This is a genomic window from Faecalibacterium sp. AF27-11BH (assembly GCF_003603005.1).
GTDB lineage: Bacteria > Bacillota > Clostridia > Oscillospirales > Ruminococcaceae > Faecalibacterium > Faecalibacterium taiwanense.
Genome location: NZ_QVGS01000012.1, coordinates 58975 through 82453, shown reverse-complemented (window position 1 = coordinate 82453; position 23479 = coordinate 58975). Strand labels below are relative to the sequence as shown.

24 protein-coding genes and 2 pseudogenes are annotated in these 23479 nt (G+C 46.6%); 4 read left to right on the top strand and 22 right to left on the bottom strand.

What is annotated here, in order from left to right; translation table 11 throughout:
- Positions 1-250: 250 nt before the first annotated feature.
- The 7 genes and pseudogenes from DWY76_RS11335 to mobQ all read right to left on the bottom strand — a co-directional run bounded on the left by DWY76_RS11335 (position 251) and on the right by mobQ (position 4926).
- Positions 251-496, bottom strand: a complete 246-nt coding sequence (locus DWY76_RS11335) for a helix-turn-helix domain-containing protein (RefSeq protein WP_097784843.1) — start codon at positions 494-496, stop codon at positions 251-253.
- A 6-nt stretch (positions 497-502) separates the two neighbouring features.
- Entirely contained in the window at positions 503-934 is a 432-nt protein-coding gene (locus DWY76_RS14550) for a sigma-70 family RNA polymerase sigma factor (protein ID WP_097784844.1), read from the bottom strand.
- Between the two features lie 481 nt (positions 935-1415).
- Positions 1416-2147 (bottom strand): ABC transporter permease, encoded by a 732-nt coding sequence (locus DWY76_RS11325; protein WP_199696595.1) that lies wholly within the window; start codon positions 2145-2147, stop codon positions 1416-1418.
- A 13-nt stretch (positions 2148-2160) separates the two neighbouring features.
- Positions 2161-2556 (bottom strand): ABC transporter permease, encoded by a 396-nt coding sequence (locus DWY76_RS11320; RefSeq protein ID WP_243112022.1) that lies wholly within the window; start codon positions 2554-2556, stop codon positions 2161-2163.
- Positions 2557-2602: 46 nt separating this feature from the next.
- Positions 2603-3135: pseudogene (locus DWY76_RS11315) on the bottom strand (type IV secretory system conjugative DNA transfer family protein); the annotation flags it as partial.
- 25 nt (positions 3136-3160) lie between these two features.
- Positions 3161-3334: a hypothetical protein gene (locus tag DWY76_RS11310; protein ID WP_117527659.1), complete on the bottom strand. Its 174-nt coding sequence runs from the start codon at positions 3332-3334 to the stop codon at positions 3161-3163.
- 14 nt (positions 3335-3348) lie between these two features.
- On the bottom strand, positions 3349-4926 hold the full coding sequence (gene mobQ, locus DWY76_RS11305) for a MobQ family relaxase (protein WP_347562254.1): 1578 nt from the start codon (positions 4924-4926) through the stop codon (positions 3349-3351).
- Between the two features lie 99 nt (positions 4927-5025).
- Here mobQ and DWY76_RS11300 point away from each other — a divergent pair, with 99 nt between their 5' ends.
- Positions 5026-5838 (top strand): PD-(D/E)XK nuclease family transposase, encoded by an 813-nt coding sequence (locus DWY76_RS11300; RefSeq protein WP_120081382.1) that lies wholly within the window; start codon positions 5026-5028, stop codon positions 5836-5838.
- 215 nt (positions 5839-6053) lie between these two features.
- On the opposite strand, the gene DWY76_RS11295 is transcribed toward DWY76_RS11300, so the two are convergent.
- The 14 genes and pseudogenes from DWY76_RS11295 to DWY76_RS11235 all read right to left on the bottom strand — a co-directional run bounded on the left by DWY76_RS11295 (position 6054) and on the right by DWY76_RS11235 (position 18773).
- Positions 6054-6377, bottom strand: a complete 324-nt coding sequence (locus DWY76_RS11295) for a DUF3847 domain-containing protein (RefSeq protein WP_117527665.1) — start codon at positions 6375-6377, stop codon at positions 6054-6056.
- A gap of 99 nt (positions 6378-6476) precedes the next feature.
- On the bottom strand, positions 6477-7151 hold the full coding sequence (locus DWY76_RS11290) for a tetratricopeptide repeat protein (protein ID WP_117950304.1): 675 nt from the start codon (positions 7149-7151) through the stop codon (positions 6477-6479).
- Between the two features lie 11 nt (positions 7152-7162).
- Positions 7163-8947 (bottom strand): hypothetical protein, encoded by a 1785-nt coding sequence (locus DWY76_RS11285; protein WP_120081379.1) that lies wholly within the window; start codon positions 8945-8947, stop codon positions 7163-7165.
- 17 nt (positions 8948-8964) lie between these two features.
- Positions 8965-9453 (bottom strand): hypothetical protein, encoded by a 489-nt coding sequence (locus tag DWY76_RS11280; RefSeq protein WP_055192367.1) that lies wholly within the window; start codon positions 9451-9453, stop codon positions 8965-8967.
- Positions 9454-9462: 9 nt separating this feature from the next.
- Complete coding sequence (locus DWY76_RS11275; protein WP_120081378.1) at positions 9463-12069, bottom strand: ATP-binding protein; 2607 nt, start codon at positions 12067-12069, stop codon at positions 9463-9465.
- A 239-nt stretch (positions 12070-12308) separates the two neighbouring features.
- Positions 12309-12734, bottom strand: coding sequence for a hypothetical protein (locus DWY76_RS13875; RefSeq protein ID WP_129873419.1), 426 nt, complete (start codon positions 12732-12734; stop codon positions 12309-12311).
- 254 nt (positions 12735-12988) lie between these two features.
- A complete protein-coding gene (locus DWY76_RS11270) occupies positions 12989-13591 on the bottom strand; it encodes a recombinase family protein (protein ID WP_117527673.1) in 603 nt (200 codons plus the stop codon).
- Between the two features lie 119 nt (positions 13592-13710).
- A complete protein-coding gene (locus DWY76_RS11265) occupies positions 13711-13917 on the bottom strand; it encodes a hypothetical protein (protein WP_117527675.1) in 207 nt (68 codons plus the stop codon).
- Between the two features lie 46 nt (positions 13918-13963).
- Positions 13964-14227, bottom strand: a complete 264-nt coding sequence (locus DWY76_RS11260) for a hypothetical protein (RefSeq protein ID WP_117527677.1) — start codon at positions 14225-14227, stop codon at positions 13964-13966.
- Between the two features lie 104 nt (positions 14228-14331).
- Complete coding sequence (locus DWY76_RS11255; RefSeq protein WP_117527679.1) at positions 14332-14718, bottom strand: TnpV protein; 387 nt, start codon at positions 14716-14718, stop codon at positions 14332-14334.
- The gene (locus DWY76_RS11250; RefSeq protein WP_120081377.1) at positions 14715-16643 is read right to left on the bottom strand and encodes a recombinase family protein; all 1929 of its coding nucleotides are present in this window, start codon (positions 16641-16643) and stop codon (positions 14715-14717) included. Before DWY76_RS11250 ends, DWY76_RS11255 begins: the two co-directional genes overlap by 4 nt.
- Positions 16644-16751: 108 nt before the next feature.
- Positions 16752-17291: pseudogene (locus tag DWY76_RS11245) on the bottom strand (type IV secretory system conjugative DNA transfer family protein); the annotation flags it as partial.
- Complete coding sequence (locus DWY76_RS11240; RefSeq protein ID WP_120081376.1) at positions 17288-17758, bottom strand: PcfB family protein; 471 nt, start codon at positions 17756-17758, stop codon at positions 17288-17290. The pseudogene DWY76_RS11245 and the gene DWY76_RS11240, both read right to left, overlap by 4 nt.
- A 100-nt stretch (positions 17759-17858) precedes the next feature.
- Entirely contained in the window at positions 17859-18773 is a 915-nt protein-coding gene (locus tag DWY76_RS11235; RefSeq protein ID WP_120081375.1) for a DUF6017 domain-containing protein, read from the bottom strand.
- A 419-nt stretch (positions 18774-19192) separates the two neighbouring features.
- On the opposite strand from DWY76_RS11235, the gene DWY76_RS11230 reads away from it, so the two are divergent.
- Positions 19193-19444 (top strand): DUF6061 family protein, encoded by a 252-nt coding sequence (locus DWY76_RS11230; RefSeq protein ID WP_005922694.1) that lies wholly within the window; start codon positions 19193-19195, stop codon positions 19442-19444.
- Between the two features lie 310 nt (positions 19445-19754).
- Here the strand turns inward: DWY76_RS11230 and DWY76_RS11220 are convergent, their stop codons facing one another.
- Positions 19755-20693 (bottom strand): hypothetical protein, encoded by a 939-nt coding sequence (locus tag DWY76_RS11220; RefSeq protein WP_005922692.1) that lies wholly within the window; start codon positions 20691-20693, stop codon positions 19755-19757.
- Positions 20694-20795: 102 nt separating this feature from the next.
- Here DWY76_RS11220 and DWY76_RS14400 point away from each other — a divergent pair, with 102 nt between their 5' ends.
- Together DWY76_RS14400 and DWY76_RS11210 are read left to right on the top strand one after the other, a co-directional pair.
- Positions 20796-21533, top strand: a complete 738-nt coding sequence (locus DWY76_RS14400; RefSeq protein ID WP_223387800.1) for a DUF3658 domain-containing protein — start codon at positions 20796-20798, stop codon at positions 21531-21533.
- 198 nt (positions 21534-21731) lie between these two features.
- A complete protein-coding gene (locus tag DWY76_RS11210; RefSeq protein WP_120081374.1) occupies positions 21732-23276 on the top strand; it encodes a recombinase family protein in 1545 nt (514 codons plus the stop codon).
- The last annotated feature ends 203 nt before the right edge of the window (positions 23277-23479 follow it).

The window sequence follows — 23479 nt, the reverse complement described above, 5'->3', positions numbered from 1 at the left end:
TGCCTGCGACGCTCTGAACGCTCGGACTTTGACGGTAAGGGAGTATCAGCCTGTCGGTATGTCATGGCCCGCAAGCAGCCGCGCTTGCATTGCGGCGGGGTGGAGATCGCTACACTTTTCAGAGAAAAGCATCTTGGCGCACCCGCCGTCCGGCTCGATACAGACAGCAACGTATCCGTTTGCCCTATGATGCACCGCCATTATCCTGCGGGCATATTTTTCAAGGTGCTGTTCCGAAACGCGGAAAGGGTCAGACCGTTTCGGCTCTGGTCACGATAGAGGAAATCAGTTTGATTTCCAGATGGCGTTTCATGTACTCGTCTATGCACACATGAGGCTGACCGTGTTTGTCATAGAGAATGCCTGTACAGAGTTTGTTGATGTAACCTCTGTAATGCTGCAAAACCTGTTCAACTGCATCGGTGTCCCCGGCGCAGGCAGAGCGAATCACCGAGAGTGGTAAAAACTCTCTGCTCGTGTGTCCATAGGAGCCCATTTACGCCTAACCTCCCTCCGGCAAGTGCGCCTTTAGCTTTTTTCGCAGCTCATTCAGCGTTTTTGCCCGGTGCCGTTGAACAGCACTCCGGGACATTCCCATGAGGTCGCCAATCTCGCCGTCGCCCAGTTCCAGAACGCAAAACAGAATCAGAATGCTTTGTTCTTGTTTCGGCAGAGCGGCAAACGCATTGGCAACAAGCTCATTGTCGATGTGCAGATCACAGCCGTAGAACGAAAATACAAATTCTTCACTCGGATAGTGGTCTACACTTGTGAGCTGCCCCAGTTCTTCCAACGAAAGGACGCTGAATGACTTTTCACGGTCAAGCAGGCGTTTTTTATTTCGGTGATAGTTCCGGGCCTCATTTCGCAGTACCGCTTTGCAGAACGCATCGAATCGGTACTGTTCGCCATCGTTGCGAGGGATAGCTTCCATCTTCTCACCCCCTTTCCGTGGGGATGTCGGGTGGATTTTTCCCTTTCCGCTAATATGACACCTGAAACACCCGATTCTGCCCGCTTTTTTGAAAATTTCCCTAAAAAATTTTTGAAGCAGGCAGATTTTCAGGCTGCAACAGAAAAGCCCAGCAGCCCGAAAACGGCCGACTGGGCATAATGACAGTATAAAATGCACAGCAGTTACATTGTATAGTGCATAGTAAAAGCCCTGCTGACCCTGTGAGGGAGCAAGGCTTTTTTTTGACAGTTCAAAGCTAGGCGTTCGATAGAATATCAGGCGCATGGCGGCATCCTCCTATGGCCGCCATACGGACGATGAAACGCTCTGATAAGCAAAAAGAACCGGCGGCCTTGAGTTTTTCAAAAGCCGCCGGTTCAAAATGGGCGCGCAGATATGTCTGCTATACGACGGCTTTTTTCTTTTGCCGTCGTCCGGCAGATCATTAGATATATTGCATTTATTTAGTCTTGCGGTTCAATCCTTTCAAAATTAACAATGACAAAATCACACAAACCATCAGAATTACAACGCCGATTAAAACCTGAAACATATTTGCATTATAATAACCAGAGATATTGAAAACGGCTGTCATGGGATATACCGTCTTTAACTGCTGGGACATACTCGCAAATAATCCAGCAAACGAATAAATTTCTGCAAATACCAGAGCCAGCCAATACCCCTTTTTCATCCGCGCTACCAGAGCGACAATAGGCGAAATTGCAAAGAATACGCCTACCCCATCCAGAAAATATATTTTCAGATTTTCTAACACAAGGCCAACGGAAAGTGCTTCTAAATGCAAAACTGCCTCGACAAGAAAGGTAATTGCAAAAAGTAAAAGGTAAATCAGAACGCTGAACACAAAGGCAAGTATCATTTTGGCAAGTGTCAGTTTCACTTCATCTACGGGAATGAGCCGCAGAGATTTTAAGGTATCCTCCTGTTCCTCCCGGCAAATCATATAACTTCCCAATAGGGCAATTACAGCAGGCAGAACATAAAAGGTAGCAAGGGATTGGGCCGCTGTCATAAACCATCCAGCCCCGTCAATATATCGGCGGTCATAGAATGTAAACTGTCCCTGTGCAAAGACGATCAACCCTACCATGACTGTTGCAAACCCAGCAATCCAGAGTATTTTGGAACGGTGGAGTTTCTGGCTCTCCGCCCAAAGCAAATCTTTCATCATTTTTTGCACCTCACTTTCTCCGAACCAATGCCACATTCGCCAATACAGCCGAAGCAGCAGCCCATACACCAATACACAGAAATGCGGCTGGAATATTTAATGGCTGATCGAATACAACACCCGGAATATCATACATAACAATAGCGGTCATACTGGACAGCGGATGTAGGTACATATTCACCATCAAGAGGATAAAGCCGAGGAATGTATAAATCAGCGTCAGGCAAACAGGGAGAATATAGCCCTTTTGCGCTGCGGCAACCGCCAGTACTGGTAACACCGCAAAGGCGGTCAACAGAGAAATTTCCATACACTTCCGCAAAAGATAAAGGACACTTTCACTGTCAAAGGGAATATAACCGGATAGTATGCCGGTCAGAATGGACGCCGTTGCGGTAACTAGCATAAAGCAAATGGAATACACCAGCACCACAGCAAACTTGCTGAAAAAGTATCAGTTCACGCACTTCCCGGATGTCAAACGGGGCTAAACGGGCACCGCAGCTTATCAGGATGGAGGAACGGGTCTTGCCCGCTGACAGCAAAAACTTTTTGTACTGCCGGACGGCGAAGTGGTCCGGGTCTTTCTGTTCCAGCCGTTCAAACATGAGGTCCACTGGGCTTTGAAACTCTGGGTCGTCCTCGCGGGCTTCACTGGCATTTATCATTTCCAGCAGGGTGGTGAAGTTCATTTCCTCTGCCGGGGCCTCATACCAGATGTAGCCGATAAGCGCGGTGTAGAACAGCCGTTCCGACTTCACCCAAAAATCTTCTGCTGATTTCTCACCCTCGCCCTTGGTGTTGGAGATAAGGGTATTCACCAGTTTCAGCACGTCCTTTTCCGAGTGGATGTAAACAAAGGGGTTGTACTTCATGGACTTGGAAAAGTTTATCGTGTTCAGGATTTTCACCCGGTAGCCCGCCCGCTGGAGCATTTGGCCCGTTTCCAGAACCAGAGTCCCTTTGGGCTGCATTTTGTCAAGATAAAAAATCAAGATGCTGCTGTAAATTCAAAAATTACCAGCTTTCGCTTCTTTTTGAATGATTTTCCGCATTTGAGTGTCTAATGTGTTCTTTGAGCTCGGATTGAAAAAAATGTTGACGTTGTAAGTTGTGTTTCTGACTCGCATGGTCAACATTCCATCCGCAGGGCGATGTTCGGTCAATGTGATAGTTTTGCTCATTTGCGCTTCTCCTCTTACAATGTGTGTTCGCTTTCTTTTGGCTGGGTCTGTAATTTTTTCTGTTCAAGTGCTGCCTTGCTATCGTTCAACTTCTTCAGCACCGATTCCTTTTCCGGGGTCTTGCCGCCCGGTGCGGAAAGCTGCTGCTTATTCAGCACCATGTCGATATACTTGCGGATATTTTTCAAGGCAGAGATGTCCGGCTGCAAGGTTTCCAGTTGGGTGCGCAGTTCTGCGCTGCCGGATTGCAGCGCAGAAAATTCGGCATCCAATGCCGAAAAATCCACTGTTGTGCTGCCGTTCAGCTTCATCAGGGTGCGGACAGCTTTATTAAAGGTGTCCAGCTCCTCTTTGTGCTGGGCAGCGTAAGCGTCCTTGGTTAGCTTGAAGTTTTTCTTCATAAAGGTATCATGGATGGGCTTCAGCTTGGCATGGACGGCAGCAGCGTCCCTGATCTGGGCGATTGTCCGCATACGGTTTTCGTTCTGTTTCAACTGCCTGCGGAGAGGGGCGGCAGTCTGGTTCAGGTTAGAAATTGCGGTGTCCAAATCCTCGATGGAGTTCAGGGAATGGGCTTTCAGATAGTCCACCGCCCGTTTGACTTCCTCAAAGTCCCGGACAGTGCATTTCAGTTTTGCCTTGCCAGACCAATCGGTGCGCTGCTCATTGCGGAGATTGAAGTAATCCACCAGCAGGTCGGACAGTGTGGGTTCCTTCGCCTTTTCCAGAGCGTCCAGAAGAAGCTGCTTCTTTTCGGTCAGGTCTGTGATCCAGCGTTGCAGCCCACGAATCGCGCTGCGGATAGACTGCATCAGGCTGTTGGCCGCACGAATATCCCGGTTCAGATTGCCGAGAAAAGTCTCCACTCCACGCTTTTCCATCTGGTGTGCGGCGGGGCCGAGATGGACGGTCGGTATCTGCTGGATGCCCTGCCGCACAAAGGAGCGCAGGTCAACACGTTCTGGTCTACCAGCCGCTTCAAGATAGCGGTTGGTGATGGTCTCCCAGCTATGCCGCCAGACCTCAGCGTACTTCTGGTCGTTCCAGTCCACCGTGTTTTCCTTGTGGCACTTCCAGTTGCCGGAGGGGAGCCGGATGCGCTCACCGTTCTCGTCAAGGTCGTAGACCTTGCGGGCTTTTGGAAGCCACTTGCCGTGTTCGTCCATTGCTCGGATCGTCAGCAGAATGTGGGCGTGTGGGTTACCATCGCCCTTGTCATGGATGGCAAAGTCAGCGATCATGCCCTTGGAAACAAACTGCTCCTGACAAAATTCCTTTATCATGGACAGATACTGCTCCTTCGGGATTTCCACCGGAAAAGCCAGCACGATGCGCCGGGCAAGCTGGGAGTTCCACTGGTTCTCCACGGCTTCCACGGCGTTCCAGAGGGTTGCCCGGTCTGCAAATCCGGGCGGCGCATGGGACGGCAGCATGATCTCGGCGTGGACAAGTTCTTTCTTCTTGTTGTAAGATTTCGTTTTCTGGTCGTACTCGCTGAACAGCCGTTCGCCGCTTTGGTAAGCGGCCCCGGCAACAGCAGACTGTCCTTGGCTGCGCTTGACGATGGTGATTTTGAAATGCGGACACGGAATAGGCATCACCTCCTGATGACATTTGAATCGTTCTCTTGTAAAAATCACGGAATTATGGTACTATTATTTTGGATAAGTAAGCAGAAAGCTGGTGAGCCAATGCCGGAAAGAAAATCACAACAAGAGTTGGATTTTGAACGGAAACATGAAGAAGATTTGCAGCGGCTGCGTGGATTGCGGTTGATTGATGATGATTTCATGGCTGCGGTGTTTGAAGAACGTGCCTGTGCTGAGTTTCTTTTGCAGATCATCTTGAAACGGGATGATTTGACCGTTAAAGAGGTTCATGGTCAGTACAGCATCAAAAATCTGCAAGGCCGTTCAGTCCGATTGGATATTTTGGCAGTGGATCGGGAAAACCGTGCATATAATATTGAGGTGCAGCGCAGTGACCGTGGTGCTAGTGAAAAACGCGCACGGTACAATAGCAGTCTGCTGGATGCAAACTTGACTGATGCGGGCGATGATTACGATGCGCTGAACGAAACATACGTTATCTTTATCACCGAAAATGACGTATTAAAGGCCGGCCTTCCAATTTATCATGTTGACCGTACAATTCGGGAAACTGGAACGTTTTTTAATGATCAGGCTCACATCGTTTATGTAAACTCACAAATCAAGGACGAAACCGCATTAGGAAAACTGATGCACGACTTTTTCTGTACCAACTCGAAGGATATGAATTATTCCATTTTGGCACAGAGGGTTCGTTATTTCAAAGAAGACACGAAGGGAGTGGCAGCTATGTGCAGAGCTATGGAAAAGATGCGGGATGAAACCGAGCATGAAACATCGGTCAAACACGCATTGGCAATGTTGGCAGATGGTGTGCCTTGTGAAAAGGTGGCAAAGTACACCGACCTTTCAATTGAGGAAGTCCGGGCATTAGCTGAAAAGAAATCTGCCTAACAAAAAGATAAGCCGATTGGAAATGTTGCTGTTTCCAATCGGCTTTTTCTATGCGTGTTTTATGGTAGCGAGCAAAAGGATAGCTGCGGTAGCAGCGCAAGGAAAATGCAGTTTTCCTTGGGATGGAATCGGGCTGGCGCACAAACGCCAGCTTCGATTTCATCGAGCCGTCTGCAAGACCGCAATTTCACCGGAACGGTGTATAATTGCGCCCTTTATTCTAAAGGGTTTTGGACGTTGCTGCGTTCGTGAACATCATGCACCATCTTTGCAAGAGCCAGTACGACTTCCGGCTGACGGAACGAGATCTTCAGAAGCTCCATCACCTGATCGTCGGTCAGTTCTCCCGGACAGACCAAAAAGCTTTCCAGCATTCCGGCACGAGTGCAAAGGCGATGCACACGCTCTCTCCGGTTCAGCTTTGACATCTGACGTTCAAGGATTTTCTCCCGGTGCTGACAAGAGCGCAGCTTTTGTTCGGCTTTGGATTTTTCGCTGCGGAGGTAGGATAGGCTGTTTTTTGGTTGGGTCAATGGCATCACGCTCCTCTAATGATTTAAAAAAGGAGCAGCGCATCTATGAGCTTTGGAATCTCACAGATACGCTGGTTCTTGAGCTATATAAAAAGATTTATACGATTAGCGAATAGCATCCCATTTCTTAGTAAAACGGTTGTACCTTAGATGGTTGCGCAATACATCTTCAGCATCCTTATTGCCTTTTTCCGCTGCAAGAGAGAACCACTGTCCAGCTTTATTATAGTCAATTGGCACAGTGTAGTAGACGTAGCCTGCTTGATACATTGCATAGACACTACCCTGATTTGCAGCTTTTTCGTACCAGTAAATTGCAGCTTTGACATCCTTAACAATATAGGCACCTTCATAGTATTTATCTGCAAGGAGTTCTTCTGCATAGATATAGTTTTGTTCAGCCGCCTTTTTTAGCCAACGCTCACAACCAATATACGGATTAGCACCGCCAATAAAGCAAGCATCCCCCATCTCTTTATCAATATAGATTCTGGCAAGTTCATATTGCGCTGCGGCAACTCCTGCACGTGCACCATACTCGTAGTATCGTGCGGCTGCGACGATGTTAGGCTTTTCAAGACCGGCACCAGTTTTACAGCAATAGCCACAGTATATTGTCGCATTCAAATCGCCTTCCCAAACAGCTGCACGGAAAAGTTGAAATGCCTTTTTTTCGTCTTTTTGAATGTTTTTTCCAATCAGGTATTCATAACCCAGCTTACGCATGGCAACAGCGTCACCTGAATTGGCTTTTTGAGTTAAGGTATTGATGTCTTCCATACTTTTTCTCCTTAATCATACATGCTAGAAGTATTGTTGTTATTTAGCCATGCTTCAAGACCAGAAATCAGAATTTCATTGATGGACTCAATATAATTCTTGATTTTAGGATTCTGAGCTTGTTTTAAAGTAATCAGTCGATTTTGGTATTTCTGATTCTGTTCGATTGTATCAACCGCCTGAGTGCATTGGGAGTCTTTCGTAGGCAGATACAACGCATAAATAGCGAAGGAAACTTGTGTCATGGTAAGCTGTTCACCAGTAACAACAAACGAAAGCCACGGATATTTAGCGCTGTCGGTTGCTTCAATATAGACGGAAGGCTCGTACTCTACTTCATTTGAGAGTACTGCACCGCAGTTTTTAATTTTGGTTGTATACAGATCACCAAAATTTTCATGGAGATACTTATCAAGGTAAACTTGCATAGCATCTGTACTCCAGCGAATATTTTTTTGAGGAATTTTCTTGTTCCATTCAGCAACAACCATAGGAAGATCGAGTGTTTTGTCCTCGCTAGTTAAAAGGTTCATATAGGAGTTTATTTCCGAAACTGTCCAAGAAATAAATCGATAATCATATGCAATTTCATTATCACTTGTCTGAATGCTAAATTCCTCTATGCTGTTGGCCGCATTACTAATGTCATTTTGATTAAGATTTTTCAAAAAGTTTAACCGACGATCAATTTGCTCAGTACGAGGAATATTGTTTTTGACTAAAAATTCAAGAACCTTTCTCTCCTGAGAATACATTTTGAGGTAAGCAAAAACTTTCTGAAGTATGAAAAGCTGATCTTCCCAGCTAGATGTACAAATCAGAGGATAATATTCAAGGAACTCATCGAGATTGGTATCAACTTCCTGCGGGCTACCAGATTTTGAAGATTTAATAGATTGAGCAATCAAAAGATCGATTGGCAGGATTTGCTCTGTTGATGCAGAAATAAAAGGATTATCTTTTCCGACTTTTTCTTTAGCTATTGAAAGCCGTAAATAATTCATAATAACCGTACAATATGTATCCAAAAGAAGAGCGGTAGCTTCGTCTGTTTCCTCCATAGAGAGACAGAGAATCATTTTTTTCATACCTGCATAAGGAGCAACCTCTTGATCGGCAAAAAGTAAATTGGAAACAGCAGCAACATAGTCTTCCGATTTCAAAATATCTTTCAAAGCTGCAAGCCTTGACAACGGACTGTTGCTTCCAACCATCGCGAGATAATTATCAGAATCATTTTTGGCAGCTTCTAATCCTTCCGCAATGCTGTCGAAATCTGTCAAAAAACTGCAATCGGCATTGTCAACAGGGAAGAAAGCATCATAATGACGATCCAAGCCTCGAATGCTAGGGACAATATCGGCGAAGCGCTGTAAATTGTGAATTGTCTGCATAACAAATCGAATGGAAATACAACACTTTTGATGCAGTTTAACTAGAGCTTCGCAGCATAGATTAACAACATCAGCTGCCTCCTGCTTATAGCTATCGCTGTTCTTCAGTTCATCGCTCAAACTATCCACAGCAGAAAAATCAAATTTTCCGGTATCCTCAAAAGAATCCATCAGAACATCAAAGGCATCATGAATGATAGTATTCTTTTTAGCCGCAAAATAGTTGCTTCTTTCATGCGTGAGCCAGTCTTGATAGAGTTTTTCATTTGCTTCAGCGTTTTGAGCATCGCGCTCCATCATTATCTTAATGAATTTTTCGGTTTCATTTTGATTCATTGTTTCTGTGATAGTTTCCTTTGCGATATCGGCGGCTGCCGAAAAAAGAGATCCGAGTAAGCCCATAAATAATTCCTCCCATTTTAAATTTGATCTAACTGACGGTAGACTTTTTCCAAATCCTGCATAGCTGAAATGACTTCACCTTTTAAGCCGGTTGCTTCCTGTAAGTGGTCATCCAGCTTGTTTACTCCTTTCTCCAATGATTTTCCAACACCTAATGTGTCTAACAGCTTCTTGGTTTGGTCGAGTTTCTTCTTCGCCTTTTGACTATCTGTGATTTCATCGTCAACATTTTGCCGGATTTGTTCAAGGCTCTGTAGATTCTGATTTGCATCCTTCGAAACGTCATAAGCTTTGTTCTCAACATCACGCAGAGAATCGTTAATGCTTTCCATAAGGGTAGCTTGAACAGCTGAATCTAAATTTGAAGAATCCAACGCAAGCCCGGCATCCATAAGACTCTTTTTTTGTTGCTTTAACTCGTCCAGCTTTTGTTTTTTATCTTCAATAGTTTTCTTTACCTCAGTGATTTTCGTTCTGGAATGCTCAATACTAAAATTTTCAGCCATAATAATACCTCATTCTAATTGGCCATTCGAATCAAGAAAAACAACGTTATTTTTGATTTTTTGCTGGAGAGATTCTCCTATACTGCGAATCAATTCATCCAACATCGCTTTTCTTTCGGCTGAAATGAAAAGTTCATTTATCGCCTGACAGTCTCTTCGGTATTGTGAACGAAGTATTACAATCGAGGTGTAAATATTTTCCATGTGCCAATAGAAATCTGTGATTTGAGTGGATGTATGTACGGATGAGTCATATTCGGAGAGTGCACAAAGAGCTTCAACCTCCTTTTTCTTTAGTGATTTAACATTTTCTTTTAGAGTTTCTAGCTTTAGATTTTCTTCTTTTTGCGCCAACTGAAAAAATGCTGGCTTGTGAAGCATAATATCATATAGTTCGTCGTCATTGGGCGTTTCAGAACCATGACCTTTTTGCTCTTGAATTCTGAGTTCAAATGGTCGCTGAAGTCCTTCATAAGACATTAGGGCCTCACCCGGACGATAAACTGCAACATGTTCTAGTTGAATGCCACTAGCAGACATTGTGCTGCCAATCAGTTGTCGATCATCTATAGAGGTAAGTCTATGAATCAGCTTGATATTAGTATTTTTAATAACTTCAGGTGCCATAGCAGTAGGAAGCTGGTCTGCGATGATAATACCTTCGCGTAAAGCACGAACCTCTGCTAACATTTTAACGATATATGCTGTAGCAGCAATTTTAGGATTTGAATCTTGACCAGATGCTACTTGTGCTTCAGGAGCGATAAGGTTATGGGCTTCTTCGATAAAAATGATATGCCGGACAACCTTTTCTTCATCTGCACGAGGAGAGGCTTTCAAAGTTTCTCGAATGAGGTTACATAATAACAACGTAACAAAGTTGGCAGGACCTTCTCCTAACGATTCGAGTTCTACAATGACAGGGTGCTTTAGCCATTCCTCTGGAGAGAATGTAGAGTGTTTTACATCAAAAACGTCCTTCATTTCCCGACGTAGGAGACTGCCAATACGCATTTCCAGAACAGATTGAATATTACCTTGAATTTCGCTGTCATAAGTTGTTTGGCTAAGTTCTTTTTGAAAGCGATCATATAATTCCGACATGGTCGGATATTCTTTTTCCCCGGTGTTAATATCATTGGTATTCCAACCATGTGCTCGATAAATACCTTCGATAGCTTTATCCAATATAAAAGGAGCTGGTGGAGCAATCGGAAAAGCACCCTCAAAAACCTGACACAGTTTAGAGATATGTTCTGAAAGTGTGAGTCCTTTCGGGAATTCGAAGGGATTCAACCTCATAGGAAATTTTGTACTAGCTGAAGGAGAAAGAATAATTAACTCTGGAATATCATACCTAGAAAGTTCTCGATATTCACGCTTGGCGGGTTCCAAAACCAAAAAAGGAATAGGATCACTTTCTTCTTTAAAAGTGACCGACAAATTATCGGTATCATCCTTGATTAGCTTTTTATGATGCCATAGGCTATTAGCGAGATGCAGCATGGTGTTAGTTTTACCAGAGCCGGGAACACCACATATGAAAGCGTGTTTTTTGAAGGATGATGCATCGATAAAAGCGCTCAACCCATTGTTGGTTTGTCCAAGGTAAATGCCAGTTTGCTTCAACTTCGGAGCAGTTTCCTTCTTTATTTCGATATTCTCGCCATCAAATAGTATTGGAAGCCGAAAGAAAGAAGAAAGTTCATCAAGTGTATAAGCGGTTGGCCAGAATGCTAAAGAGGGTGGTAGAAGATTGCAGTAAGGCTGATTTACTTCCTGCAATTCCAACGGTGTGGCCGTACTGGGAATTTCCTGAATTTCACAAGTTCCTTCTTTGATAGCTTCTCCGCAGACAGCATCCATCAAAAAATGCGCACTACTTTTTTGGTTTGCGTAAAGTAAAATGTTGGCAAAAAAACAAGGCGATTTGGCAACATCTGATAAAAACTCTTCGTATATCCGTAGGGTTTCTTCGGCTGAGACATCTCGCGGACGATTTTTGTTATCGGCGAGGGTGATTTGCCCACTACGGCCCAATGCTTTCTCACGTAGAATTGCGATAGGCTTTTGTAAGGCCTGCTGTGCAGTTTTATAGGTGTCACTTCCATAGATTGAAATATGATAAACCATATCCTCATTAAGAGCCTCTGCGGTTTTTTCCATTTCATAAAGACGTGACTTGGGATTGGATTTCCAGCCTTCGACTGTAAATAGCGTATCTCCTGTGGAAAGACGTGTTTGTTCTTGTTTTTTGACTAGAAGAATATTTGTAAATGATTTCCGCAAGCAAACAGGAACATCTTCAATAGGAGCAATCTTATAGTAGTCAGCTAAAGGACTTGCTTGCATAAGCGCATCTATTGATTCAAAGTTTACAGTCTGATCGGAAGAAAATGCCAAGAAAATTTGCAGACGACTCCCTTTTGGACGTTCATGAGTATAGCTAAGGAAAAAATGTAGGGTTGTATGGATTAGAACAGTATTCCTTTGCCATTGACGTAAAAAACGATTATGTCGCTCAAGAATACCATCTATACCTTGTTCACCAAGAGATTGATATTTAACTAGCTCTAAATCGGGAATGTACGGAATCTCATAGAAATGCCACATCATGGGGTACACCCTCCGTGCAATCGAAGCAATTAGTCTTCATAACTAAGACATCCTTGGCGCTCTCTCGGATAGTAGTAAGTATCATAATGCGAACAGTACTGGCGGCCATTACTATCACGGTCATAAGGGTTCCAATAGATACATCCGTCAGAACAGTTGTGTCCGCAAAAGGCACCCGCAGGAATTTTCACAGAGGTTATATTGTTTTTGTCCATAATGTTTTTCTCCTTTTTATTGTATTAAAGTGTCAGATTCAATTCTTCGGGCGTAATAGAAAGTCCGGATAATTGATCATAAACTGCGAGATAAGGGAAAACTCCAGTATGAGGAATAACAATCGGAAAATACAACTTTTTCACATAAGCATTCATAATTGATCGAATATAGACAATATCCGCAGATGACAAGCATTGACATCCGTGCCCCTCTTTATGGGTGTGAAATATTCCTTTAAAAATAATTCCTTGAGCGTCCCAGTCCGATATTGTTTGATTCAAAAGCAATTCATTGGGAACATACTGGCAAGATTTCCTAAAAGATATTTTTCCTGAATCGACAAAAATGGTATTAATTGTGTTTTTTGATTGCCCAAGCAAGCCACCCATTTCAGGTGGAGCGGATGGAAGGTTGTAGAGCAAGTTGTACAAAGATTCGGTAATTAACACGACAAGACATCCTATAATTACAGTAGTGGAACTTAATATTATAGCTGAAAATAGCATACTCACTTTTGGGTTAGCGGTTGCTTCGAAGTGTTCTTTGAATTTAAAAGGTGTACTTTTTAAAACGATGATATATTTTCGTTGAAACTTCCAATTTCTCTTGAATTAAAGCGAGATTTGTGGCATAATGCCTTATAAAGAGTGAGCTTTGCAAAATTTTGAAAAGTACACCTTTCAAAATTTTGCAAGGAGTTTGCTTAGGTGGACTTTTCAAATTGGATAGATTTCCCATAGAACGTACCTACGGGTAAATCGCAGGTTTCCGCAGCTTCTTTAAGGGTCAATTTCTTATCTCTCCATGCTTTATGCACCTCATAGAAGTTGTCTGGAAGCGGCCGGGGCGGTCGGCCAAACTTCACACCGCGAGCCTTTGCCGCTGCAATGCCCTCTGCCTGCCGCTGCCGGATGTTGGTGCGCTCGTTCTCCGCCACAAAGGAGAGCACCTGCAGCACGATGTCACTCAGGAAAGTGCCCATCAGGTCTTTGCCGCGCCGGGTATCCAGCAGCGGCATATCCAGCACCACGATGTCAGCGCCTTTTGTTTGTGTGAGCAGCCGCCACTGTTCTAAAATTTCAGCGTAGTTTCGTCCAAGACGGTCGATGCTCTTGATATAGAGCAGATCGTCTTTTTTCAATTTCCGCACCAACCGCTTATATTGCGGACGGTTGAAGTCCTTGCCAGACTGCTTGTCCATAAAAATGTTTTTCTCCGGGATTTTCAGTTCCCGCAGTGCGATCAACTGCCGGTCCTCGTTCTGGTCACGGGTGCTGACCCGGATATAGCCATATAAATTCCCCAATAAATTCGCCCCTTTCTGCTAAAAGTGATTTTCATCGTTCTATATAAAACGGGCAAAGCATCCCTCCTGACGCTTTGCCCGTTGCTCTTTATTCTACCATAGTAGATCGGTTATCACTTTCAGGATGCCCGCACAGGCTGGATAGCCAGCGCAGCGCCCCTAACCTGATACGTCACCCCACCGGCTTCGCCCCTTGCATTTCTCTGGCACACCTTCGGGTGCTGCGATGCAAGGGCATCAAGCTGCTTCTGTAAGGCAGGATTCAGCGTAAACACGCTGTTCGTTCCGTCCTCACTGGCGTAGATCATGGTCTCCAGCTTAAACATCGTCAATCAGTTCTTCCCCCACGGATTCGTCAAAGATGGTCGGTCCCTAGTCCTCGTCCTCCTCGATGTCCTGCATCAGGAGCAGCATGTTGGTGTAGCACTCCATCTCAGCACGGACAAAGTAGAACATCTGGTCGTACCAGTCTGCCAGCGTTTCGCACTCCAACTTCCGGCAGAAGTCATACACCAGCTTGTTCTGGTCTGGGTCAACCGTCAGCCCGGCAATCTCGTACAGCCGCTTGCGGGTCAGTTCCAGATCGGCGCAGCCATAGGTGAAGAGCAGCTTCTTTTCTTCAAACGTCAGTTTCATAGGCTTGTACCTCCGTATTAAAAAAGGGCCTGCCCTGTGCAGACCCAATGTAACAAAAAAGACCGCCGTGCGTTGTGCAGGGCGGTCAGAGATGCAATATTGTATCAGACAAAAATCAGCTCAGACTTGATGATTTCCTCGGCGCGGTTTCGGATGCTGTTCATCCGGCGCACCCATTCCAGTTGATCGGCGGCTTTCAGGTCTTCGGTCACGCCCTCGGCTTTCTGCATCTGCCGGACAGTCAACGCAAGCTGTTCCTCGGCCTGCTTGTCCAGCTTGGCAAGATAGCCGCCTAACTCACCGGACAGGAGCAGTTGGTTATACCGGACAGGGTGCTGCTCCTTCAGATACGTCTTATGTAAGCGGCCCCACCGCCCGGTGGGGTACTCTGCCGAGGCTGCTGCGGTCAGGTTCGGCAGATAATGGTCGTTGACAAGGGTGTAGTCCAGACCGTTGGCGTTGTCATGGATGGATTTTTTCATGGTAGTCATGCGGATTCTCCTTTCATTTCTTCAGACGGTTCAAATTGAATGGGAACTGTATCAGCAGGCACCTGTTGAGCCAGCTTTTTATTTTGGGCATACTTGCGGCATTGTTCACGGCCTTTCTGCAAGAGGGCTTCATACTCTGCTGCCGCCTGTGAATCAGTTTTAGCAGCTTCACGCAGAGCAGCACGTTTCTTTTTGCGGTTTTCCCCGGCAGTTTTCTGATATTTCTTACGCTTGGCAAGTCGCTGTTCTGTAAGATTTTTCTTGTCGCCGCGACTAATCTCAATTTGACTAGGGAACGTGTCACCGATAAAATTGAAGTAGATGTCGATTTGCTGCTGACGGTAGATTGTCCGTCCGCCAGATGCGGAATGAATCACCACTTTTTCTACCAGTTCGTACAGCATTTCATCTGTCAGCGTTTCACAGTCTTTGTATTTCCGAATCAGTTTGATAAAGCGTTTCAGATCAACTTTCGTTGTTTCAACGACGTCCAGTTCTTTCTTCAACTCGGCAATGCGAGCTTCGCAGACAGTTTGTTCCTCATCGTATTGCGCCATCAACCGCTGATACTGTCGTTCTGGGATTTTTCCTAAGACGCTGTTTTCATATAGGCTCCGAATCAAAGCGTCCAACTCGTTTATTCTTTTTTGAACTGAATGCAGTTCTTTTTTACTCTCGGAAGATACCTGTGTGTTTTGGCTTTCCCATGCAGCTTGAAGCTGCTCGGCAAATTCATCCTCATTTTCAATAATTTCTTTTGTCATCGCTTTGATTGCATTGAGAATAGCGGCTTCAATGGTTGAGGTTTTGATAAAATGGGATGTGCAGGAAACGTACATATTACGGTATTTGCTGCACTGCCATGAAGAATCCGAATCATACACCACATCAGAATCCCGATGTTTGGATTCGGGGCTGGAAAAACTCATTCGGGAGCCACAGTCAGCGCAGAACACCATCCCGGCTAAACGGTGCGAGTATGTTCCGCTCGGAAGTTTTTTCGGATTCCTCTTGCGCAGACGCTGTGCTTTATCCCATGTTTCTTGGTCGATGATAGCTTCATGGGTATTTTTGAATACAATCCTTTCTTCCGGGGTCGCAGCACGGCGCTTTTTCAGTTTGAAGTTCTCACGGATGCTTTTACATAGCACTGTATGGCCGAGGTATTCCTGTCGGTCAAGAATATAGGTCAAGGTGGTCGTATTCCATCGATAGGGGTCGTGATACGAATGGTTCCGGGCCGCTTCGGGATGATGCTGTTCTTCGTATGCAGACGGAATCAGCACTTTTTCTTCCGAAAGCGTCTGCCCGATTTGTGCAAGACTGGCACCGCTGGCTGCCATATCGAAGATCCTGCGGACAACGGAAGCTGCTTCCTCATCTACATGAAGAGTTTGCTTATCACCGGGAACCCGCTTATAACCGTAGGGTATACTGCCGCTGCACCGTTTGCCATCCTGCATCCGCGATTTGAACACAGCGCGGATTTTATTGCTGGTATCCTTTGCGTACCACTCGTTCATGATATTCAGGAAAGGGGTAAAGTCATTGTCTGTGGGATTGGCACTGTCAACATTGTTGTTGATAGCGATGAACCGAACACCCTTTGAAGGAAACTGAATCTCTGTGTAAAATCCAACTTCCAGATAATTGCGTCCGAAACGGCTCATGTCCTTTACAACGACAGTTGCAATATGCCCGGTTTCAATCTCGGCAATCATGGACTGGAAGCCGGGACGGTTGAAGTTTGTTCCACTGTATCCATCGTCCGTAAAATGCTGGATATTGTTAAAGCCGTTTTTGCGAGCGTAATCTTCCAGATACTTTTTCTGATTCAGAATGCTGTTAGATTCACCTTGCAGTTCATCATCTCTGGAAAGCCTTTCGTACAGTGCCGTGATTTTTCCTTGGTTGGATTTTGCCATAGTTTCACCTTCTTTGTGTTTTTAGTAGGGGGTACGATATGTAACAAAGATACGATACTTTTCCGATTTTGTAAACGCATCTTTGCTTTATCCTAGATAATTATAACCCTTCGGGTCTGTGACCACGAATGAGGTGGGATAGTCAGAAGTGGGGAAACATTGCATGAGGTTGGGCTTCACATAGAAGCGGGTCTTGCCGCTGCCGGAGCCGCCGATCACAAGCACATTTTTATTCCGAGCTGTTTTGGGGTCTTTGGGCCGCCCGGTCATGGTCAGGCGTTCGGTCTGGGTCAGCAGGATGTTGTTTTCAAACTTGGGGTCGATGTAGGGGGCAATGTCCTTGGCGGTGCCCCATCGGGCAGAGCCGTATTCTTCACCCTTGCGGTATTTCTTGGCGTTCTTGCCCTTGCTGTACACGATGAGCCGGACAGCCACCGCACCAACAACGCCAACGCAGAGGTCAAACGGATGCAGGCTGGGCAGCGGGCTTGCAAAGGCGGCGGAGATGCCGCCCGTCAGGTGGAGCAGCTTTGCCGAAGCATCCGCGCCCGCCGCCAGACGGTACGACTGCCCGCATTTGGCGAACAGGTACACGAACAGCAGATACGGCAGATTCAGCACCAGCAGTTTTTTCAGTTCAGGCTTCATCGCTCTAGCCCCCTTTGCTTGATTTTTTCTTTGGCGCGTTTCGGCTGCTGGGCGGCTTTCTGCTTGGCAGCTACCAGCACCTTGCGGATAGAGGGCCGCTGCTCCTTGGAGAGCGTTTTGGCCGTGAACTCCCGGAACGCCTGTTCCAGATTGTCCGCATCCTTGGCCTTGAAGATCACGATGTAGTGGGGCGGCCGGGTGGTCTTGTCCTTGCGTAAGGTGAAGTCCACGCCGTACTTCTTGGCGCAGGGCTTGAACGCCCCGATGTTCGCCTCTGTGACTTCAATGTTGGTCAGGGCCGCGCCGTGGGCTTTCAGCTGTTTCAGGCTTTGCTTGCCGTGGTGCAGCTTTGGCCCCTTGGCCCGGTGCTGCAAGTATTTTTTCAGTGCAGCTTGCAACGCTTGGGCGGTGAGTTTGCCCGTTTTCATGGACAGGGCAATGGTTTTCTGGGTGACTTCTTCCTGCAATATGAATCCCTCCTTGTTGCAGAAAATTCAGAGCGGCAGCTAGGGTGGAACCACCAGCCGCCGCAGGTAGGTAGTGCGCATAGGGTGACGCTCCTTTCGGTCAGGTGTTGGGCTGGCGGCCCCAATCGGGCTGCGCCATGTCGTGCGCCACAAGGGACGCATAGTAGCTGTTGATGGTGCTGGGCGCATTAAAAAGCATGGCCCGCAGGTATTGCTTGATGTTGCGGACTTTGGTGGTGTTATCCCGCAGGCAGTCCATGACGAACTCGATGTGATGGCTGCCCAGTTTCAGGAACTTGGCCTTGACCAACTCTGCTGGGTAATCGTCCCCGGCCACCCGGATGGACTTGCGGTTGGTGCAGACGGTTTCCAGCAGGATGTCCACGATCTCGTCCAGCTGCTCCCGGTCTATCCGGGGATTCTGGGTGAGGGTGTCATACTCGATATTCTCCAAAATCAGGTCCCGGTAGATTTGATAGGCCGCTTCCTTTCGGTTTTCCGTCCGTTCCGGCGGCGGTGCCGCTGCCTCGTCCTCGTCCGAAGGCAAGGGGTTTGGGGAATGGATAGGAAGGGAATCGGTATTTAATCCCTCTTTCTTTTGTTTTTCTGTAATTAGTTTATCTTTATTTAATTGCATTGGATTTTCCAACGTAGGGTTTTCCTGCGTGGGATTCTCCAACATTGGATTTTCCAATGTAGGTGAAACCGATGCAGGAATGGGCTGCGGCAGCTCGAAGATCACATAGTCTGCACCGCGCAGCCGCCCTTTCTCGTCCCGTTCTCTGGAACGCTGGATGTAGCCTGCCTGTTCCAGTTCCCGGATAGCCTGCCGTATCGCATCGATGCTTTCCCGGTTGATACGGGCCAGCCCTTGCAGGGTGTAGTCCCAATCTTCCGGCAGGGAGAGCATTTGTGATAGTAAGCCTTTGGCTTTCAGAGATAAGTTCCTGTTCCGCAGGTGATGGTTCGACATGACCGTGTAGCCGCTGTTCTTTTCTACCCGAAAAACTGCCATTTCACGGATGCCTCCTTTCGTTGTAAACAAAAAAAGCAGCGTTCATTTGCTCCCGGTGATGGGAGAAGTGAACGCTGCGCGTACTTGATAATTTTTAGGTTGTGTGGTATATAAAAGGCAACTGTATTTCAAACACGGCTGCCCATCGGGGTGCGATACAAGCAAGTTGCTATCCGACAACCTCAAAAACAAATTGTACTACGATGGTTTTTGAAAAGTTCTGTATCACTACTCGCACCAAACCATGAAAATCCGAACCTTTTCTCGATAGGAGAAGGGCTCGGATTTTTTGTTTTCTTCGGAAACGAGAACAATGGCTCTTCCCTTACGGCTGTGTGTCCAAAACCTTATCAGAAGAAAGACCGTATCACGAAGGTCACAACAGTAAGAGTGCCGTAAGGCAGAAGGGACGCAAGATTATGAAGTACGATGCAAGAGCCTGTCAGTTTAACATGGGCACCGGCTGTGTGGAGCTGCTGCTCCGGGATGGGCGCAAAATTTCCATCAACTGCACCGGTGTCGAGGATGCACTGGATGTTACCATGGCGCAGAGGTCTGAACTGGACTACCTCATCTACAATGACCCGCTGGCGTATGCAGAGCTAATTTTGAACGGTGAGCCAGAGGAGTATCTGAGAAATGCGGCTGGAAGTCACGGATTAGAGGACTGAACGCAAAAACAGGGTGCGCCCTGCCGGACGCACCCTGCAAAAATCCACACACGATAAGTAAGGCAGGGAGTTCCCCGACGGGAACTTCCTGTTTTTCTTTGGTTGCGATATGAGCCTGTTCCGCCTGCCATGCAGCAAATTCCCGTTGACCTTCCTCGCTGTTCCAGCAGGCAAGGATCGCCGGATAGAATGCCCGTGCCAGTCGTTCGATGGCTTCATCGGGGTAAGGGGAAATATTTGTGGACTTTTTCTTTTTGTTCAAACGCACACTCCTTTGGATTTCTGTTGACAGCATACAATGTGCCTGTTGTTATGCTGTCTGCTCATCCTCTGCGAGCGCAGATTCCAGCGAAGCAAGGTACTCCTTGTGCTTGTGGATGATTTCGAGAATGACTTCTCGCTGTGCTGTGTCTGGCATAGTTCTCAGAAGATAGTCAAACTCTGTGCGGAAACGTGTTGTAACGTGTTCCAGTGCGACATAATCATGCCGCACTTCTTCCGGGTAAGCATCGCTGTCGTAAACCGATTCGATTTTCTGAAACGGCAATACAGGTGCCTTTCCCGGTTCCCGGATGATGCCATCGGCATCCGGTTTCGGTTCAACTTTCAGTTCCGGGTGCAGGATTTCCTGCAAGGTCTGTGCGCGGGCATCATAGTTGGCTCGTGCAAGGCGGTGCATATCAGCCTTGCTGACTTTTACCTGTTTGTTCAGAATCTTCTCCCGCATACCGGGAATCAGGGATTCAGCAATTTCAACACCTTTCATGTACTTCGATGCGCGAAGTACAGTTGCCTTGCTTACACCATTTTCCTCTGCGATTCGTTCGCAGGTTTTCATGGCTTCACCGGAGTTATCAGTTTGAGAACTCCGGTGAAATCGGCCATTTTCATCATGCGATTCTTTGCGGGCTTCGCCATGAGAGGATTTTTCCGCTTCATATTGCTTCCCGATGAGGAACAGCTTCTGCTCCGGGGTGAGGTTGCGCCGCCCCAACTGATTCTTGCAGATCCATGCGAGGACTTCTTCTCTGCTTTCAAATCGGAGCGGCATGGTGGAAAAGCAAATCTCCGGGTGCTTCTGGAGAATTGCATAACGATTGTGGCCGTCAACGAGGGTGTTGTTCCAGACGATCAAAGGAGAGAGCAGCTTGCCTTCCTTGAGGATGTTTTCTTCAAGCTGCTTGTACTCATCGTCCGTCAGCGGCGGGATCTGATTCTGGAACTCCGGGTCGATTTTCAGATTGATCATACGCACAACTCCTTATCTCTCGTGATGTTGCGTCCGTTCGTCCTCCCGGAAGAACAGGGCAACATTCTGTTTTGCATCCCGAAATTATGATTCTGACCAGCTATGGATGAAATTGTTTTTGAACCCAGTGATGTCAATATGTTAGCAGCTTTAGGCATCGTCGAAAGTGTAAAGTTGTTTCCGTTTATGTTATCAATGGGAGAACTTCAATATGCTTGCGATTCAGAATATCGTTGCAAACAATTCGTGAATTGCCTTTCAGAATATTATCCTGACAGCCAAATTGAAGCTAGACAACTGTGGTCGAAATATCATGGTACAGCGAATGCGGTTCAATGTGATATGATAAATCATAAGCCACTGCGTGTTTGGGTCAGGAGTTCTGCCGATTGTTGGTGCGGCATTTATTATATTTGTTACTATGCAGCAAAGTATGGTACAAATAGAATTTTGCTTGCATCCAGAGAAGGTCTGAAAGAATTTATGGAAGGGAAAACCGATAAGATCTCACAAAAGTATTTGACGGAAGAAACTATTACTGAGTATGCCAAAAGATGGGGAAAGCTATTAAACGAAAACACCTCCATGCGTATTTGGCATGCGAACGATGTTAAAAGCGTTAACATAGATTATTTCGACCAGAGAATTATTAGTTTAGTATCGAGAATTCCTATTTCGGTTGGTGAACTTACCGCAGACGTATTAAAAGCGATTTCTGCTCCGGTAAGTGACTGGTATGTCATGAAACGCATAGAAGCACTTTTGAAAAAGGGTGTTCTTCAAGTCGTTATTCCAAACAAAATCTTTTATAATACCATCGTCCAGCTAAACGAAGAATAAAGGAATCCGAGCAAGTCGGCCCAACAGTCACCTCATTTCAACGAGAGGGGTGGCTGTTGGGTCAATTGTTCAAAAAGAAAAACTGAAGATAATAAAAAGTCTTGATTTCTCCATCAAAACATGGTATATACATTATACGAAACAGTGCTTTGAAAGAACGCTCCACCGTTCAATGACGTGTAAAGAGAGGTGCTTGCCATGACCGCTGTGATCTACGCCCGCTATTCCAGTGATAACCAGCGCGAAGAATCCATCGAAGGCCAGATTCGTGAATGCACGGCCTATGCCGAAAAGAATGACATCACTATCGTCAAGCACTACATTGACCGCGCCATCTCTGCCAAGACGGATAATCGCCCTCAATTCCAACAGATGATAAAGGACAGCGACAAGAAGCTGTTTGATATTGTTCTGGTCTGGAAACTTGACCGCTTTGCCCGGAATCGCTACGACAGTGCCCGGTATAAGACCCAGCTGAAGAAGAACGGTGTCAAGCTCATGTCGGCTACGGAGATCATCTCCGAGGGGCCAGAGGGTATCATTCTGGAATCGGTTCTGGAGGGCTATGCAGAATACTACTCTGCCGACCTTGCCGAAAAGGTTGTCCGTGGACAGACAGAGAACATCCTGAAAGGCCGCTGCAACGGTGGTCGTGGAACGTTTGGATATACGCTGGATTCCGAGCGGAAATTTCACATCGACCCGCTTGCCTCCCCTTTCGTGCTGGAATCGTTCACGAAGTATCGGGATGGCCTCACGATGAAAGAGATTCGGGACTGGCTGAATGAAAACGGCATCAAGAACCCGGTCGGAGGCGAATTTACTTACAACAGCGTGGAGCACATGCTCAAAAACCGGCGTTATATCGGAGAACTGAAATTCCGGGATGTGGTCGTGCCGGATGCGATTCCGCCCATCGTGCCGCTGGAACTGTTCGATGATGTGCAGGAAAAGATTGCCAAAAACAAGAAAGCCCCTGCCCGAAGAAAGGCAGAGGACGATTACCTGCTGACAACCAAGCTGCACTGTGGTTGCTGCGGTGCGCTGATGTTTGGCGAAAGCGGCACAAGCCGGACGGGAGAAGTCCACCGCTACTATAAATGTGCCACGGCCAAAAAGAAGAAGGGCTGCAAGAAGAAAACTGTCCGCAAACAGTGGCTGGAAGATCTGGTGGTGAACCAGACCATGCAGCTTGTCCGGGACGATGCCGCCATGGAATCCATTATCGCCAAGGTCATGGAGCTGCAAGACCGAGAGAACACCAACCTTCCTCTCTATGAGAAACAGCTCCGGGATGCAGAATCGGGTATCCAGAATATGCTCAACGCAATTCAAGCCGGAATCCTCACCAGTTCCACCAAGGAACGGTTGGAACAGCTCGAAGAAACCAAGCGTGAGCTTGAAGCCCGCATTGCGGAAGAAAAGCTGGCAAAGCCAAAAATCAAAGAGGAATTTATCCGTTTCTGGCTGATGCGCTTCCGTAAACTGGACATGAGCCTGAAAGACCAGAGGCAAGCGTTGGTGGATACGTTCATCAATTCGATTTATCTGTACGATGATAAGGTTTTGATAACCTTTAACTATAAAGAAGGTACACAGACCATCACGTTTGAGGAAGCGGCCCAAGCCGCATCAAAGGAAAATGGTTCGGATTTGGATTGCTTTACTGCACCAAGAAAAACCAGTACACAGTGTGTACTGGTTTTTCTTTTTCGGTGCGGAAGAGGACTTGAACAGCAATGACGACGACCGCAGCCAGCGGCTGAAACAGGGAGGAGTTGTTGGGGCCGCGTTCTGATTTTTCAAAGCCCTGCCAAGGGGTTGTAGAAAAATCAGCAAACGCAACCCGTAAGGCCCTGACCGCCAGATTCCGCCGCGGTTCCCAACCCGTAGGAATGTCTACCGGGAGGCTGCCGCTAAAATAGAAAATCCGAACCTTTTCTCGA